Source organism: Neorhizobium sp. BETTINA12A (assembly GCF_023006485.1).
Taxonomy (GTDB): domain Bacteria; phylum Pseudomonadota; class Alphaproteobacteria; order Rhizobiales; family Rhizobiaceae; genus Neorhizobium.
In genome coordinates, this window is the sequence record NZ_JALBGW010000032.1 from 30953 (window position 1) to 46202 (window position 15250).

Sequence of the window (15250 nt, forward strand, 5' to 3'; positions counted from 1 at the left end):
GTCCCCTTTTTTGATGTTGTAAACGGGCTATCTCAAAATTTAGACGATGTCCATAATATTTAGACAAGGCATATAAAATGAAGTATCCCTCGTTCTCAATGAGGAGAATTGCTGATGTCGGAAAGGCGAACGATGCCGGCGGAGGAGGCCGGCATACTGAAGGATATCGGCCAGCGGCTGAATGCGTATCGCCTGGGGCACGGCCTGTCTCCTGAAACGCTTGCCGAGAAGCTCGGCGTTTCCCGTGCCGCGCTTTACCGGGCGGAAAAAGGAGAGATCCTCAAGATTGAAACCCTCGTTCGCATCAGCCGTGTGCTGGACGTCTCTCTGCCCAATCTCCTGGGGGTAGGTATCGAATATGTGGATACCGCCTTGGGTTTCTTCGAGCGAATGCGTCAGATTGAGGCCGAGAGCGAGCAGATCATCGGCTTCTTCGGTCCTCTTTCGTATCTCCTGACCTCACCCGCATATGACGAGATGCTCGCGCTTGCGATGGATGACCTGAGATCCAAGGACGACGAGACCGCGACGGCCATCGACAGGCTTCTGTTGGTCCTCCGGGAGCGTAAGGAAGCCTATCAACGCCGCCGCCCGCTCTTGGTCAACCTGATAGCAGCCTCCGAGCTACGGCGGTTTCTGTCGAATGGGCTGATTGGGCGCGATGATCTCTCAGCTTCGGACCGGCGAAATCGACAGTCCATGGCCAGGTCCGAGGTCAAACACATTGTCGAGCTCGTCAAAAAGCCGTCGATCGGCGTTCAGATAGCGGTTGTGCCCGGCCTTGTTCCGGCGACGAATTTTCAGATCTTTAGGCAGGCGGGGCGCTCTGTTCTCGCGATCAGTCCGTTTCGCCTTGGAGAACAGCCAAACGTCAGGGTCGGGGTCGGGATCATCACCGCATCGCTCGAAGGCGTGAAACTGCATGAAGAAATTGCCCGCAGGATGTGGGAGAGCGCACTGAAGGGCGAGGATGCGATCGATCTCATCACCAGCATGATGGCTGAAACGCGACATTGAAATGTTGCATAGGACCGATGTTTGCAGAACCGGGCGCCATCGATACGTCAGTTATTGAGCCTTTATATGATCGGAAAGTGAGTTTCCTTATGTCTTCGCCTTCAGCCATTCTTCTCGACCTCGATGGAACCTTGATCGACTCAGAGCCGGGCATCCTGTCCAGCTGCCGCGCGGCCTTGCGGGCTCTCGGCCATACGACAGATCCGGCAATGGATATCGCCTCGATCATCGGCCCGCCGATCGAAGACGTCATGCGCTATCTTCTCCAGCCATTCGGCGACAGTCGCGTGTCGGAAGCGGTCGAGGCATATCGTGAAGACTATGGGACGCGGGGCCTGCTGCTCAGCGAGCTCTACGACGGAATTGCAGACGCTCTTTTTGCGATGCGGGAAACGGGTGTGAGCTTATATCTGGCAACGTCGAAACGGGCGGTGTTTGCTCGGAAGATTCTTGAGAACAAAAATCTGGCTCCGCTTTTCGACGGCATCTACGGTTCGGTACCCGGCCAGGATATCGACCACAAGCCGGAATTGATCTCCCACATTCTGGCGGAGAACGGTCTGACCGCGGATCAGTGCATCATGGTCGGCGATCGCAAATTCGACGTCGCCGGCGCTCATGCCAATCGCATGCGGGCGATTGGCGTCCTCTGGGGATATGGCAGCCGCGAGGAACTGGAGATCGCCGGGGCGGACCGCTTGATCGAGACGCCGGCCGAATTGCTTGGCAGTCTTCGATGGTGACGCGGATGTCGATCATCCAAGGCGATGGGGGTCGAGCACGTCGAGAATTTGAGAAGTTAAGCGCGCCACAACATGACGGTGGTGGATATCTGCCCGATTTATTGGAACATGCGGTGATCATGCTGTGAGGATGGGCATTTCCCGCCACAGGTCGAAGAAGTGGTGGTATTCGCAGCGAATAGTTTTGCTCATTTTCGAATCCGGTCTGGCAGCGCCTATCCCTCGGAATGAAGGGGGCCGCTGGCCTTGGTCTGATCCTGGACGCCAAGCGGTGCGACATCGGAGCCACCGCGTCCGCCTATGCCTGTGCCTATCTCACGCCCGCCTCGGAAGGGCGGAAGCAGTGATTTCGAGGCTGATCGCCTGACGGTGAACCCGCTGATGGGCCGACACCAGGCGGCGGATGCTTTCAGTCCGAGGCGTAGGCCTTACGGGTATTGGCGGAGCTTGCGGTCTCTACGAAGTATCGACGATCATTTTGGCAGGCCGTTCTCGTCATAAAGGAAATCCGCGTGATCGACATAAGGGCGTTTGAGGTTCGCCGCAGCGCGATCGGCGATCGCGAGAAGCTCCTCGACGCTGGCCCGGCCTTTTCGGCGTTCGATCTTGGCAAAACGCTCACGCAACGCCTCGGTGACGACGCGGGTCATGCTTTCTCCCGTAGCGTGGGAGATCGCTTTTGCCAGACGATGGGCTTCCGGATCCTTGATGCTAAGGCTCATGGGAATAGTTCTCGCATAGAAAAATAGCGTTCTTTCTGGATTTCTATATAAAAACTTTGTCCCATCAAGTGGGCAAGATAACGTGCAATACCGCAAGGGTTTGGTGTTCGGATCCGTTCAGGAACCGCGACTAAACCAATGTTCCGCCACCGTATTCGGCGTGTGCATGTTGTTATAGAGATAGTTCCAAAACTCACCTTTTTCTTCAATACGTATCTGGGACCAGACCGAGTGAACCGCCATCTCTCCGCACCAATATGCGTAGACAAAAGGTGCGCGCAGATCATGACGAAGGAAGGCGAGGCGGGATCGAGTAACGTCAGGAGATTGTAGGGAAGCAGTAGCGATACTTAGCACGACTTCATCAAAGGATTGCCCCTCGCCAAGCAGTTGCCAGGCGGCGCGACACCTGAGCGCGGAACGAAGGCGCTGCAGAAGGTGGCCAAGATGATCCTCCGGCGTTTCGATCCAATCGAGAAATTGCATGCCATTGTCGGCGATGCCTTCGAAAATCGCCGAACTTGCCGAACTCGTGACCACCTGAGCGGCATCAAGCGGCATCAGGCCTTCCGCCACGCGCCTCTCGCGCAGTTTCAGGTGAACGAGATGGCCCGGAAAAGCCTCGTGTACTGCCAGGTGCTTAAGTCCAAAAGCAGTGTAAGGAAAGTCGACATTGAGCAGCAGTCGTCTGCCGGGGAAATCGCAATAGGCCGAGTAAGGCACGTCCCGCTGGGCGATAGGTTTGATCCATTCGTCATTCACCCAATCGGCCCTTAACGCGGTTGCCAGTATGCCGCAGCGCGTTCGTGCTTGACGCTGAAACTCCGCAAGCACGGCGAGCACCTTGTCCGATGGTATCCGGGCATGCTGCTCCCAGCGCGCAAAATCCTCAAAAAGGCTGCCGTCGCGGAAGCCGAGTTCATCCAACACCTCACGAATTCCTCTGTGATATCCCGTGATTATCTCTTCGGGTATATCGCGGGCGCCGACACGGATCTGCCGCTCCAGCCTCTCACCAAAACTGATGGAATCGCCCCGGAAAGTGGCAATCAGGGCGAGCAGCGAGTCGGACATCTCGTCGAGCCAATCCCCGCGCAGCGCGGTTTCGGCTTGCCCGAGACGATCACGAAAGGACAGGAGCGCGGCTTCAGCTTCGTCGTAGCTGTCAAATCGCCGCGGCGATATCTCGGCGACGGCGACGGGTACGAGCCCTTCGGCGTCCAGAATGCCGGCATTGCGATTGCGGCTGCGATAGAGCAGGTCAAGGCCCGCCGTTATCGCCGCCAATTCTCCTCCCAGCTTCATCCACTTATCTCCGGTTCTTTACGAAATGACCGCCGCGAATGATGATTGGCATATGGGCGCCTTGGTCGGTGAGCAACGACATGTCGTCGAGCGGATTGCCGTCGATCACGATCAGGTCGGCGAAGGCGCCGGGGGCGATGCAGCCGATCTTGCCCTCCATCCGGAGCAGCTTTGCCGCGACGTGGGTTGCCGAGGCGATCACCTCGTGGGCGGGAAGGACGCGGGAGCGGATTACGAATTCCTCGGACTGGTGGCGGTGCATTTCGCCCAGAAGGTCGGTGCCATAGGCCATTGGCAGCCCGGCCTCGCGCATGATCGTCAACGATTCCATGCCGGCGAGCCGTACCGAATCCACCTTGGCGACGGAGGCGGGCGGCAAGCCGAGCGCCGGGCCTTCGACGCCGAGCTTTTCGTAGGTGACGAGCGTCGGCACCGAGATGCAGCCGTTTTCGACAGCGAATTTCGCGGTTTCGGATGTGATCAGGTTGCAGTGTTCCAGCGAATGGATCCCGCATTCGATCGCCCGGCGGATCGCCTTGTCGGTATAGAGATGCGCCGCGACATAGGTGCCGGCGTTTTCGGCCTCTTCGACGGAGGCGATCAGTTCGTCGCGCGAAAAGCCGAGAAAATGGATTGGGTCGGTCGGCGAGGCGATGCCGCCATTTGCCATGACCTTGATGAAATGTGCACCGGATTTCAATTCTTCGCGGGCGGCCTTGCGGACTTCCGGCACCCCGTCACAGATGCGCCCGAGATTGCCGAGCGTATGGCCGGTCTTCGGCGTCGGCGTGTCGTCATAGGGGCCACGATAATCGGTATGGCCGCCGGATTGCGACAGCGCCTTGCCGCAGATATTGAGCCGCGGTGTCGGCCAGGGCGCTTCCTGCGTGGCGGCCAGCAGGCCGGAGGTCGCGCCGCCCAAATCACGGACCGTGGTGAAGCCGCGCATCAGCATCTCGCCCATGATCCTGAAGGCGCGCACGGTGACGATCGGATCGGGAAGTTTTGCGTTCTGGCCGAGGTTCGCCATGCCGGCGATGACATGCACATGGGCGTCGATCAGGCCCGGCATCAGCACCTTGCCGGCAAGGTTGATCCGCTGCGCGCTGGCACTGTTGATGGAGGGCGAGACCTCACGAACCATATCGCCCTCAACGAGAACCGACATTGGCTCGCTCGGCTCCTGGCTCGTTCCATCGACGATACGGGCGTTTTCAAAAAGAATGGTGGTCACGGGATTTTATCCTGTTCAGGCTTTTGAAGTGCCAGCGCGGCGGGCTTCGAGAAAGGCGGGGATCAGCAGCGGCGCGAATTGTCTGGCGAGCTGCACATGCTTTTCCGCGTAGAAGAATTCCTCGTGCAGCAGGTTGATCGTGCCGATCGTCTCGCCGTTGTAGACGACCGGAATATTGATCGCCGAATTGAGGCCGAGGCTCGCGATCAGCTCGTGATCGAAGAAAGCCCACCTGACCGCCTCCCGGTCGCGTCCGAGGAATGGTTGCTGTCGGCGCAGCACCAGGTCGCCCCAGGGCGTCATGCCCATCGGTTTGCGGCCGAAGACGGGATAGACGTCCGGCATGTTGGAATAGACGCGCGCCACCTCGTCGCCGTCCTTATAGAGCAGCGTCAGCAGCCGGTGCCCGACCCGGGTGGCGAGTGCGGTATCCAATGCGTCGAAGAAAAAGTTCGGCTGGCCCGGTTCTGCGAGAAGCTCGATCAGGTCTTCGGTCATCCTAAACTCCTTATCGGTGATGGCAGGCGACGGACTGGTCATCGGCCTTCAGCTCGAGCTGCGGTTCGGCTTGCCGGCAGATATCGGTCGCGAGGGGGCAACGGGTGTGGAAAGCGCAGCCCAAGGGTTTTCGCGTGGCGCTCGGAATGTCGTCGCTGACGGCGCTGAACTTGTGACGCTTGCGCGGATCATGTGCCGGCGCCGAGCGCAACAGCAGTTCCGAATAGGGATGAAGGGGGTTCGTGAAGATCGCCTCTTTCGACCCGGTCTCGACGATCTTGCCGAGATACATCACGGCGACCCTGTGCGAGACGTGTTCGACCACGCCGAGGTCGTGCGAGATGAACAGATAGGAGAGGCCGAGTTCCTTCTGCAAATCGGCGAGCAGATTAAGGATCTGCGCCTGCACCGAGACGTCGAGCGCCGAGACGGGTTCGTCGCAAACGATGATATTCGGTCTCAGCGCCAGTGCCCGCGCAATGCCGATCCTCTGGCGCTGGCCACCGGAAAACTGGTGCGGGAAGTTGTCTGCCTGATCGGGCCTGAGGCCCACCAGCGACATGAGTTTCGCCACTTCTGTCCTTCGTTCCTCCACAGTGCCGATGCCGTGGATATCGAGCGGCGCGCGGATGATGTCGCGCACTTTCTGACGAGGATTGAGCGAGGAGAACGGGTCCTGGAAGATGATCTGCATACGGCGGCGGTAGGAGCGCGGGATGCTCCGCATTTGCGTGACATCCTCGGCCCCCTGCATGGCGATGTATCCCTCGGTGGCCTTCACGAGGCCCATGAGAGCGAGCCCGGTGGTCGACTTGCCGCAGCCGCTTTCGCCGACAAGGCCGAGCGTCTCGCCCGAACCGATCGAGAAGGAAACGCCGTCGACGGCCTTCACCTCGCCGACCTGCCGCTGGAAGACGCCAGAGCGGATGGCAAAATGAACCTTGAGGTTTTCGACCGAAAGGAGAGGGGCCGCGGCATCAGGCATTGTCATGCTCCCAGCAGGCGGCAAAATGACCGGGCTTCTTTTCGATGAAGGGTGGGCGTTCCTCCAGGCAGCGAGCCGAGGCGCCGGGACAGCGGGGCGCAAACGCGCAGCCCTTCGGCAGGTCCCAGAGCGGTGGCACGGTGCCGGGAATATCCGTCAGCCGTTCCGGGGCGGCTTCCGTTCTGTCGCGATGGGGCACGGCGCCCATCAGGCCGATCGTATAGGGATGGATCGGGTTGTCGAAGAGTTCGTAGACGCTGCATTCCTCCACCCGCCGGCCGGCATACATGACGATGACGCGGTCGGCGATTTCGGCAACCACGCCGAGATCGTGGGTGATCAGGATCTGCGCCGTGCCGAGCCGCTTCTGCAGGTCGGAAATCAGTCCGAGAATCTGCGCCTGCACGGTGACATCGAGGGCCGTCGTTGGCTCGTCGGCGATGATGATTTTCGGCTCGCAGGCCAGTGCCAGAGCAATCATCGCGCGCTGCCGCATGCCGCCTGAAAGTTCATGTGGGTATTGCCGGGCGCGGCGTTCGGGGTCCGGCATCTGGACCAGTTCCAGGCATTTGACGGCGCGCGCAAAGGCCTCGCGCCGCCCAAGCCTTCGATGCTGGCGAACGGATTCGGCGATCTGTTCGCCGATCGTCAGCACCGGGTTCAGCGCCGAGAGCGGTTCCTGGAAGATCATGGCGATCTTGTCGCCGCGGAAGTTCTCGACCTGGCGCCGATCCATGCCGAGAAAATCCTCGCCATGGATCCTGATCGAGCCGGAGGCGACACGGGCGCTGTCGGGCAGGAGGCGAAGCAGCGACAGCGCGGTCATCGATTTGCCGCAGCCGCTTTCGCCGACGATGCAGACCGTCTCGCCGGGGCGCACCGAAAGGCTCATCTCCGAGACGACGGGGAAGGCCCCGTTCTCCCCGAGGATTTCGACATTCAGGTCGCTGACGGCAAGCGCCGGTTCCATCGTCTTTTCCATTGCGCGATCTTGCATCCGTTCATTCCATCTGCCGGAGGGATCCGATCAGTCGGTAGACCCTTCGATATTGCCGACCATGAAGCCGTAATCGCCGGCTTCCACGAGATTGCGGGTCAGGTGCTGCATGACCATGATGCCGGTTTCGAAGGGCGTCGGGATTTCCTCGATCGTCTCGAAGTCGTAGGGACTGACGACGCGGCCCAGCAGCGAACCGCCCTTGATGATCTCGCCGTTTGCCGGCGAGAGCGGCTCCAGCCAACCGCCATGTTTCGGACGGATACCGACGAGCTCGGTGATGATGACCTGCTTCGGATTGGGGATCACTTCGCCTTCGATCGAGCCGATCAGGCGGAGCTGGTTCAGCAGTCCATCGACGGTGCGCTTCGCATAGGGCGTCTGGTCGACGATACCGCCGCCGAGCTCGATCGTCACCACCTTGGTGCCGTGGCGGTCCATCGAGACGGACTTGCTGGTGCCGGAATAGACCGTGCCGGCCTTACCCGTCGTTGGGCGATAGAGGATTTTCGAACCGAAAGCGCGCGATAGTGGCTCGTCGTTCCAGATGTAAACATAGTCGACCGTCGGCCGATCCGTGCCGGAATGCAGGTCGAGATTATAGTCGATCTTCGCGAAGAATTCGTGCGCCAGCGCATCGGCAAGCTGCTGACTATAAGTGCCGCGAGGATCGCCGGGGAACTCGCGGTTGAGGTTCATCTGATCGAGCGGATTGTGACGATGGTTGACCGCAAAGGAGCGCGGGTTTGCGACCGGAAGCAGGATGATGCGGCCCTTAAGCGGCATATCCTTGATGATGCGGAACAGGTCCAGGATCGCCTGCGAACCGGTATTTTCGTTGCCGTGGATCGAGGCGGAAATCCCGACCGTCGGGCCATCCTGTTCACCCACCAGTTCGTGCATGAAGATCACGGCATCGCTACCGTCCGCATGGGTGGTGAATTTGCGACGGAGCTTGTTGATCGACTTGACCATGGACGTTTCCTTTCAGCGTCTTGTCGTATTGATCCGAGGAGTTGCCTATTTCTTCTTGCCCGCCGAGCGGGAGAGATGGCGGGGGTCGAACGCATCGCGCAGGCCGTCACCGAGCAGATTGAAGCCGAGCACGGTCACCATGATCGTGGCGCCGGCAATGATTGCCAGCCACGGTTCGTCGCGCATGAAGCGGGTGCCGTAGGCAAGCGTCCAGCCCCAGGTCGGCGTCGGCGGTGGCAGGCCGAAACCGAGAAAGCTGAGCGCCGATTCCGAGATGATCGCGGTGCCGAAGCCGAGCGAGGCGAGCACGATGATCGGCCCCATCGCATTCGGCAGGATTTCCTTGACCAGGATGCGGACCGGATGAGCGCCGAGCGCCCTCGCGGCCTGTACGTAATTCTGCTCGCGCAGCATCAAGGTAGTCGCCCGAACCACGCGGGCATATTCCGTCCAGGCGACGACGATGATGGCGATTGCCACGTTGATCATGCCGGGGCCAAGCACCGCGACGATCGCAAGCGCCAGTACGATCGCCGGGAAGCCCAGGAATATGTCCGTGATCCGCATCAGGATCAGATCCGTCCAGCCGCCGAAATAGCCAGCCGCGAGTCCGACCGCCGTGCCGATGACGGTGGAGACCGAAACGGAGATGCAGGCGATCGTCAGCGAGATGCGTGCGCCGTATATAAGCCGCGACCAGAGGTCCCGTCCGAAATTGTCGGTGCCGAGCCAGTGGGTGAGCGTCGGGCCGGAGAAGCGGTTGCGCATGTCCATCTGCTCGACGCCATGCGTAGATAGATAGGGAGCGAAGACAGCACAGACGACGATCGCCAGCACGATGATCGAGCCGAGGATGAGTGAAATATTGCGGAAACGCCTGGATAATCTCATGAGCCTCAGCCCAAACGGATGCGCGGGTCGACGACCGCATAGAGAAGGTCGACGACCAGGTTCACCAGTGCAAAGATGATCGCGAAGGTGAGCACGATGCCCTGGATGAGCGGCAAGTCGCGCTGCGAGATCGCCGTGATGGTCAGTTGGCCGAGGCCCGGCCAGGCGAAGATGGTCTCGGTCAGCACCGCGCCGCCGAGCAGGGCGCCGAAGCGCAGTCCGATCACACTTAGCACCGGCAGCAGCGCATTGCGCAATGCGTGGCGGATGATGACGCGATTGCGGCGCAGCCCCTTGGAATAAGCGGTGCGGACGAAATCCTCCCGCAGCACTTCGAGCATGGCGGTGCGCACCAGGCGGGAGATGATCGCCGCCGAGTTCGCGGCGAGCGCCAGCGCCGGCAGGAGGATGTGGGCTAAGCTGTCGAGCAGCACCTGCGGACGACCGGTCAGCGCCGCCCAGACCGCTTCGGGGAAGGGGGCCCCGCGGCCGATCGCCGGAAGCCAGCCGAGAGTCACGGCAAACAGCAACATCAATAGCAGGCCGAGCCAGTAGACCGGCATCGAAACGCCAAGCTGGGCGAAAATCATCGATACGGTATCGACGATCGAACCCTGTCGCGTGGCAGCCAGCACCCCGAGCGAGATGCCGACGAGACAGGCAAGGATCAGCGCCAGGACGGCCAACTCGATAGTCGCACCGAGCCTGCCGGCTATGATCTCCGACACGGCCTGGTTCTGGAAGATCGAACGGCCCATGTCGCCGCGCAGCAATTGCGCGAAATAGACGCCGAGACGGATATACCAGGGATCATTGAGGCCGAGCGCGTTGCGCAGGTTGTTGATCGCTTCCGCCGAGGCCTCTTGGCCGAGCAGCACTGAGGCAGGGTCGCCGGGGATCAGCAACAGCAGGCCGAAAGTGACGATGACCATGCCTGCGGCCATCGGGATCAACAGCAGGATTCGACGGACGATATAGGCTAACACGAGGCTGCTCCCCTGATATGTGCCGAAGCAAAGGTCATGACAGCACGATCTCCTCGAAGCGGCGGGGGAATTTGGTCAGCGAATCCGGACCCTGCTCGGTCACGAGAACTGTTTCGGCGAGGCTGAAACCCATCTTTCCGACCTCAGGAGATGACGATGTCGTCAAGTTTGCGGGGATAGACAGTCATGCTATCGGGCGCTTCGGCGGCGATCAGCACGGTGTCTGCGATGCGATAGCCGGCAAAGCCCGGCACGAAGATCGCCGGTTCGCTGGAGGTGATCATGCCGGGTTCCAGAATGGTCTGGTCGCCGCCTTCCACCCACGGCGCTTCATGGAACATGATGCCCATGCCGTGGCCGACACGATGCAGCAGGTATTCGCCCATGCCGCTGTCGCGGATATAGGCAAGCGCCAGATTGTCGGCAGAAGCGCAGGTATGCCCGGCGATCAGCGCTGCGGTTGCCATTCGCTGCGCCTCGTAGGCGACGGCATAATGCTGCTCCTGCACCTTGGACGGCTCGCCGATGAAGAAGGTGCGCTCGCTTTCCGAAGCGCGGGCACCAACCCGGCAGCCGAGCGACAGGATGATGCTTTCGCCGATCTTCACCGGATGGCCGGTCGGCATGCCGTGCGGGAAGGCGGATCTCGGCCCGGAATAGACGAGCCCGCTCGCAAGCCCCTGAACGAGCATCACGTCCTCATGCTCTTCGTGCATGGTGCGCATGGCGTGGCGCGACACGTAGGATTCGATCTCGACCTCGCTCGGAAGCGTGCCGCCCTTGCGCATCGCATCGCGGATCATCTCGACGCCGACCTCGACCATGCGGTCGGAAAGCCTGGCGGCCTCGCGATGCAGTACGATCTCTTCCGGATGTTTACGAAGCCGCATCTGCTGGACGATGTTGCTCGGGATCACCCGTTCCGCATTCGGAAAGGCGCCCTCGATCGGCTTTATCCGGGCAAGCGAGATCGCATGGCCATAAGCGACCGTTCCCTTGAAGTCAGCAAACTTGCGGCCGAGCACTGCATTCCATGGATTGATGCCAGGAAACTCGAAATAAATGATCGGCTCAGCCGCAATATGCTGGTGTTCCGCATGGGTACGTTCCAACTCGGGAAGCAGAAGGAAGGCATCGGTCGCGGTGATCGCGAAAACCACCGGCCGCTCTGTCGTATAATGCGAAAAGCCGGTCGTATAGATGACGTCGTCATTGGAATCGAGAAGCAACAGATCGATGCCCTCAATCGCCATCCGTTTGCGGATTTCGGCCTGAATTTTCGCATAGAAGCCCGCGCCGAGACGCTGTGAGAAAGCCATCGATCTATCCTGGAACTGCAATTGGGTCTTCAGGCGCGGACCGGATGAGCCGGCCCGCGCGAGCTGTCTCAGTCCTTGAGACCGATCAGGCCGCGCATGTTGCCGCGCGAGGTCGCCTGCACCTGGAAGGGCAGCTTCTTGGAATAGAAGAGCTGATAACCCTGATAGGAGACGATGTAGTAGGGCAGGTCACTTGCGAGGATCGTCGCGGCCTTCTGATAGGCGGCGGCACGGTCGGGCTGGCTGGTCGCTGAACGACCCTGCTTCAGCAGATCGTCAACCGCCGGGTTGGAATAGCCACCCCAGTTGGTCGAACCGCCGGTGGTCAACTGTGCGAACAGGAGGCGATCCGGATCGACGATGTTCAGCCAGCCAAGCAAAGCGATCTGGTGCTGGCTCTTTTGCACGTAGTTGGTGGAGAAGGACGGCCAGTCGCTGATCTGCGTTTTGGCCTCGACGCCGGCGGCCTGGAAATTCGCCTGCATGAATTCGATCGTCTGGACGCGGTTGCTGTCTTCGCTATGGGTGGACAAAACAATCGTCAGCGGCTTGCCGCCCTTGTCGAGGATGCCGTCGCCATTGGTGTCCGCCCAGCCTTCCTCCTTGAACAGTTTCTTGGCGCCGTCGATATCGAAGCTGGGCTGTTTGATATCCTTCGAATAGGCCCAGGAGGAGGGCAGGATGATCGAGGAGGCGACAGCATCGACGCCCTGGAAGATATCGTTGACGATGGTCTTCTGATCGATCAGCATCGAGAAGGCCTGACGCATCTTCGGGCTCGAAAGCAGCGGGTCCTTGGTGTTGAAGTTGATGTAGGTTACGCCGAGGCCGGGCTGGACCACCGCGCCGAAGCGCTTGTCCGCCTGTAGGCGCTTGATGTCCTGTGGCGCGAGCGGCGATTGGATGACGTCCAGGTCACCCGCTTCGAATGCCTGAGCACGGGCTGAACCGTCGCCGATAATCTTCACGACCACCTTGTCGGCCTTTGACTTTTCCCCCCAGTAACCGGGGTTCGGCGCAAGTTCGATGGCACTGCCGCGCGTCCAGGAGGTGAACTTCATCGGTCCGGCGCCGACCGGCTTCAGCGCGATGTCAGTGCCGCCTTCCACCAGCGCTTTAGGCACGATGCCGATGTCGAGATAGCTGAGCAACGGTGCATAGGGAGCCGAAAGCGTGAACTTCACCGTCTGCGCGTCGATCGCTTCCACGGCCGAGATTGGTGTGTAGAGCGCCCGCTGCGGCGCATTGAAATCCTTGTTGAGAATGGTGCTGAAGGTAAAGACCACGTCGGCCGACGTCAGCGGGCTTCCGTCGGAGAATTTCAGGTTGGGCCGAAGCTTGAAGACCCAGGTGGTAGGGTTCGGGTTTTCCCAGCTTTCGGCGAGATCGGGCTTGGATTCGAGGCTCGGCGTCAGATGAACCAGGCCGGAATAGATGAGGTCGGCAACGCGATAGGCGGTCGTGTCCCGCGCGAGCCGCGGATCGAGAGTACCGGCATCGACGTCGGTGCCGATCGTGATGGTCGCGGCCTGCGCCGAGTTCAGAGCGGTGAAGGAAAGCCCTGCGAGAAGGGCGGCTGCTGTGATCGAGAGTGCTTTGCTCATGTCTGTTCCCTTATTGGTTTTGGTTCATTCAAAGCTTGGCATGGGTCGTCAGCGGGTCTTGGTCCTCCGCGACGTAATGTCGGCGACCTTTGCCGGAGCTTCGGCATCGGCGATCTTATTGTGGCGCAGCTCGGCGAGCGCCGGCGCGAGGAGGTTTTCGAGCACGCCGGGATCCGGCGAGTGGCGGTATTCGAAACAGCGCTTGTTCGGGCCGGCCAGATCCGCGACATGGTCGGCGCCGGAAGCGTAGATCACGACGTCGCAGCGGGCGACGATGTCCGCAAGATCATCCGCATAGGACCATGCGACCGTGATATCGGAAATATGCGGCGCGAATTCGCGCACGCTGGGACGCATGATGGCGATGTAATCCTTGAGCTGCGTGACGGCTGCGACGCGGGTGCGCGGGTCGAGCAGCGCCAGCGCCTGCCGTGTGCGTTCCGACGGAATGAACCGGAGCGACAGGATATTGGCATCCGGTACGAGGCTGCGCATTTCGACTTCGCGATGCACAAAGGTCAGCACCAGGTCGGCGTTGCGACATTTTTCGCGCGCTTCCTCGTTGTCGCGGATATGGTCAAAGGTTAGGAGCGATATCAGGTCGTTGGCAGCAAGTGTCGGACGGATCTGTTCGACATAGTCGCGTGCCGGCGCCTCGAATATGCCGACGAAGACGATGTCGAGATGGACGCGCGGTTTGCGCAGCCTCGCCTGCGCCTGCACCATTGAGGCGAGAGTGATCGGTGAAATGCCGAGCGCTTCGGCTTTCTCCAACAGGCTGTCGATATCGGGGCCAAGCACGCTCGCCGGCGCGATCACGCCATCCCGGCGGCGCGGTTCGTAAACTGTGAAGGCGCCGAGGCCGGGGCGGATTTCGACAAGGCCGTCCGCGCGAAGCCGCTTGTAGACTTCCGCCACCGTCATCGGCGCGATGTCGAGCTCGGCAGCGAGCTGGCGCACGGACTGCAGCTTCACACCCTTCGGCATGTCGCCGAAGGACAGCACGTAGCTCAGTAGTCCGTAAAGCTGCTTGCCCACCGGAACGGGCAGGGAGCGGTCAATGCTGGACGCGTCGATAGTGAACATGCGTGTATTTCTCGATTGATACACTGACCGTAACAGGAGATTCCAATTTGACAATCCCTTCTGCAATTTTTTGCATAATTTAGCAGCAAGCCCATTGAGTGCCTCGATAATTTCCAATTATATCATTCGCAGACGCAGAAAATGCAGTGTGTCGCCGCTTAAACTGCACGAGGTGTATCAATGGAATATATCAACCTAGGTCGAACCGGCCTCAAAGTCTCTCGCCTTGCCCTCGGCTGCATGACCTTCGGTTCGAGCGAATGGACGCCATGGGTCCTGGATTTTGAGGACAGTGCCAAGATTCTGAAGCAAGCGGTTGAGCTCGGCATCAACTTCTTCGACACGGCCGACATGTATTCGCTCGGCAAGAGCGAGGAAATTACCGGCAAGGTGCTGCTAGGCCTTGTTCCGCGCCACAAGCTGGTGATCGCGACAAAACTCTTCCATCCTATGAGCAGCGACATCAACGACCGCAGCCTGTCGCGCAAGCATATCCTCGATGCAGTCGACGGCAGCCTCAGGCGTCTTGGGACTGACTATATCGACCTCTATCAACTGCATCGCTTCGACTACGGCACACCGATCGAAGAAACACTGGACGCGCTGAACGATGTGGTGCGGGCCGGCAAGGTGCGATATCTCGGCGCGTCTTCCATGCATGCCTGGCAATTCATGAAGGCAATCGGGTTGCAACGGCAAAATGGCTGGGCGCGGTTCGTATCGATGCAGCCTCATTACAACCTCATCTACAGGGAGGAGGAGCGCGAAATGTTGCCACTCTGCTTAAGCGAAGGCGTCGGTGTTGTTCCTTGGAGCCCGCTCGCTCGCGGCCGTCTCGCTGGCCGGGCCGGGGGAGCAACCACGCGCAGCCAGACGGACGGCACGGCG

15 protein-coding genes are annotated in these 15250 nt (G+C 60.3%); 3 read left to right on the forward strand and 12 right to left on the reverse strand.

What is annotated here, in order from left to right:
• Positions 1–114: 114 nt before the first annotated feature.
• Positions 115–1017, forward strand: a complete 903-nt coding sequence (locus MOV61_RS11525; RefSeq protein WP_247136665.1) for a helix-turn-helix domain-containing protein — start codon at positions 115–117, stop codon at positions 1015–1017.
• 89 nt (positions 1018–1106) lie between these two features.
• On the forward strand, positions 1107–1760 hold the full coding sequence (locus MOV61_RS11530; protein ID WP_247136666.1) for an HAD hydrolase-like protein: 654 nt from the start codon (positions 1107–1109) through the stop codon (positions 1758–1760).
• A gap of 473 nt (positions 1761–2233) precedes the next feature.
• Here MOV61_RS11530 and MOV61_RS11535 read toward each other — a convergent pair whose 3' ends face one another.
• From MOV61_RS11535 to MOV61_RS11590, 12 genes are all read right to left on the reverse strand, one after another.
• Positions 2234–2482: a type II toxin-antitoxin system VapB family antitoxin gene (locus tag MOV61_RS11535; protein ID WP_247136667.1), complete on the reverse strand. Its 249-nt coding sequence runs from the start codon at positions 2480–2482 to the stop codon at positions 2234–2236.
• Between the two features lie 117 nt (positions 2483–2599).
• The gene (locus MOV61_RS11540; RefSeq protein WP_247136668.1) at positions 2600–3787 is read right to left on the reverse strand and encodes a hypothetical protein; all 1188 of its coding nucleotides are present in this window, start codon (positions 3785–3787) and stop codon (positions 2600–2602) included.
• 4 nt (positions 3788–3791) lie between these two features.
• On the reverse strand, positions 3792–5021 hold the full coding sequence (locus MOV61_RS11545; RefSeq protein ID WP_247136669.1) for an amidohydrolase family protein: 1230 nt from the start codon (positions 5019–5021) through the stop codon (positions 3792–3794).
• 15 nt (positions 5022–5036) lie between these two features.
• The gene (locus MOV61_RS11550) at positions 5037–5519 is read right to left on the reverse strand and encodes a GAF domain-containing protein (protein WP_247136670.1); all 483 of its coding nucleotides are present in this window, start codon (positions 5517–5519) and stop codon (positions 5037–5039) included.
• 10 nt (positions 5520–5529) lie between these two features.
• The gene (locus MOV61_RS11555) at positions 5530–6504 is read right to left on the reverse strand and encodes an ABC transporter ATP-binding protein (protein WP_247136671.1); all 975 of its coding nucleotides are present in this window, start codon (positions 6502–6504) and stop codon (positions 5530–5532) included.
• Positions 6497–7501, reverse strand: a complete 1005-nt coding sequence (locus tag MOV61_RS11560) for an ABC transporter ATP-binding protein (protein WP_408962372.1) — start codon at positions 7499–7501, stop codon at positions 6497–6499. The genes MOV61_RS11555 and MOV61_RS11560 overlap by 8 nt, the downstream gene beginning before the upstream one ends.
• 30 nt (positions 7502–7531) lie before the next feature.
• The gene (locus tag MOV61_RS11565) at positions 7532–8476 is read right to left on the reverse strand and encodes a succinylglutamate desuccinylase/aspartoacylase family protein (RefSeq protein ID WP_247136672.1); all 945 of its coding nucleotides are present in this window, start codon (positions 8474–8476) and stop codon (positions 7532–7534) included.
• A gap of 45 nt (positions 8477–8521) precedes the next feature.
• Positions 8522–9367 carry an ABC transporter permease gene (locus tag MOV61_RS11570; protein ID WP_247136673.1) on the reverse strand — a complete coding sequence of 282 codons (846 nt, stop codon included), beginning with the start codon at positions 9365–9367 and terminating at the stop codon, positions 8522–8524.
• 5 nt (positions 9368–9372) lie between these two features.
• Positions 9373–10353, reverse strand: a complete 981-nt coding sequence (locus tag MOV61_RS11575) for an ABC transporter permease (RefSeq protein ID WP_247136674.1) — start codon at positions 10351–10353, stop codon at positions 9373–9375.
• Between the two features lie 143 nt (positions 10354–10496).
• Positions 10497–11672, reverse strand: a complete 1176-nt coding sequence (locus MOV61_RS11580; protein ID WP_247136675.1) for a Xaa-Pro peptidase family protein — start codon at positions 11670–11672, stop codon at positions 10497–10499.
• Between the two features lie 68 nt (positions 11673–11740).
• A complete protein-coding gene (locus MOV61_RS11585) occupies positions 11741–13276 on the reverse strand; it encodes an ABC transporter substrate-binding protein (protein WP_247136676.1) in 1536 nt (511 codons plus the stop codon).
• A 48-nt stretch (positions 13277–13324) separates the two neighbouring features.
• Complete coding sequence (locus MOV61_RS11590) at positions 13325–14362, reverse strand: GntR family transcriptional regulator (protein ID WP_247136677.1); 1038 nt, start codon at positions 14360–14362, stop codon at positions 13325–13327.
• Positions 14363–14542: 180 nt separating this feature from the next.
• On the opposite strand from MOV61_RS11590, the gene MOV61_RS11595 reads away from it, so the two are divergent.
• A partial coding sequence (locus MOV61_RS11595; RefSeq protein ID WP_247136678.1) for an aldo/keto reductase occupies positions 14543–15250 on the forward strand: 708 nt, incomplete at its 3' end.

Coding starts and splice junctions, on each gene's coding strand:
- MOV61_RS11525 (WP_247136665.1), top strand. CDS start 115: ATGTCGGAAAGGCGAACGATGCCGGCGGAGGAGGCCGGCATACTGAAG.
- MOV61_RS11530 (WP_247136666.1), top strand. CDS start 1,107: ATGTCTTCGCCTTCAGCCATTCTTCTCGACCTCGATGGAACCTTGATC.
- MOV61_RS11535 (WP_247136667.1), bottom strand. CDS start 2,482: ATGAGCCTTAGCATCAAGGATCCGGAAGCCCATCGTCTGGCAAAAGCG.
- MOV61_RS11540 (WP_247136668.1), bottom strand. CDS start 3,787: ATGAAGCTGGGAGGAGAATTGGCGGCGATAACGGCGGGCCTTGACCTG.
- MOV61_RS11550 (WP_247136670.1), bottom strand. CDS start 5,519: ATGACCGAAGACCTGATCGAGCTTCTCGCAGAACCGGGCCAGCCGAAC.
- MOV61_RS11555 (WP_247136671.1), bottom strand. CDS start 6,504: ATGCCTGATGCCGCGGCCCCTCTCCTTTCGGTCGAAAACCTCAAGGTT.
- MOV61_RS11560 (WP_408962372.1), bottom strand. CDS start 7,501: ATGCAAGATCGCGCAATGGAAAAGACGATGGAACCGGCGCTTGCCGTC.
- MOV61_RS11565 (WP_247136672.1), bottom strand. CDS start 8,476: ATGGTCAAGTCGATCAACAAGCTCCGTCGCAAATTCACCACCCATGCG.
- MOV61_RS11570 (WP_247136673.1), bottom strand. CDS start 9,367: ATGAGATTATCCAGGCGTTTCCGCAATATTTCACTCATCCTCGGCTCG.
- MOV61_RS11580 (WP_247136675.1), bottom strand. CDS start 11,672: ATGGCTTTCTCACAGCGTCTCGGCGCGGGCTTCTATGCGAAAATTCAG.
- MOV61_RS11585 (WP_247136676.1), bottom strand. CDS start 13,276: ATGAGCAAAGCACTCTCGATCACAGCAGCCGCCCTTCTCGCAGGGCTT.
- MOV61_RS11590 (WP_247136677.1), bottom strand. CDS start 14,362: ATGTTCACTATCGACGCGTCCAGCATTGACCGCTCCCTGCCCGTTCCG.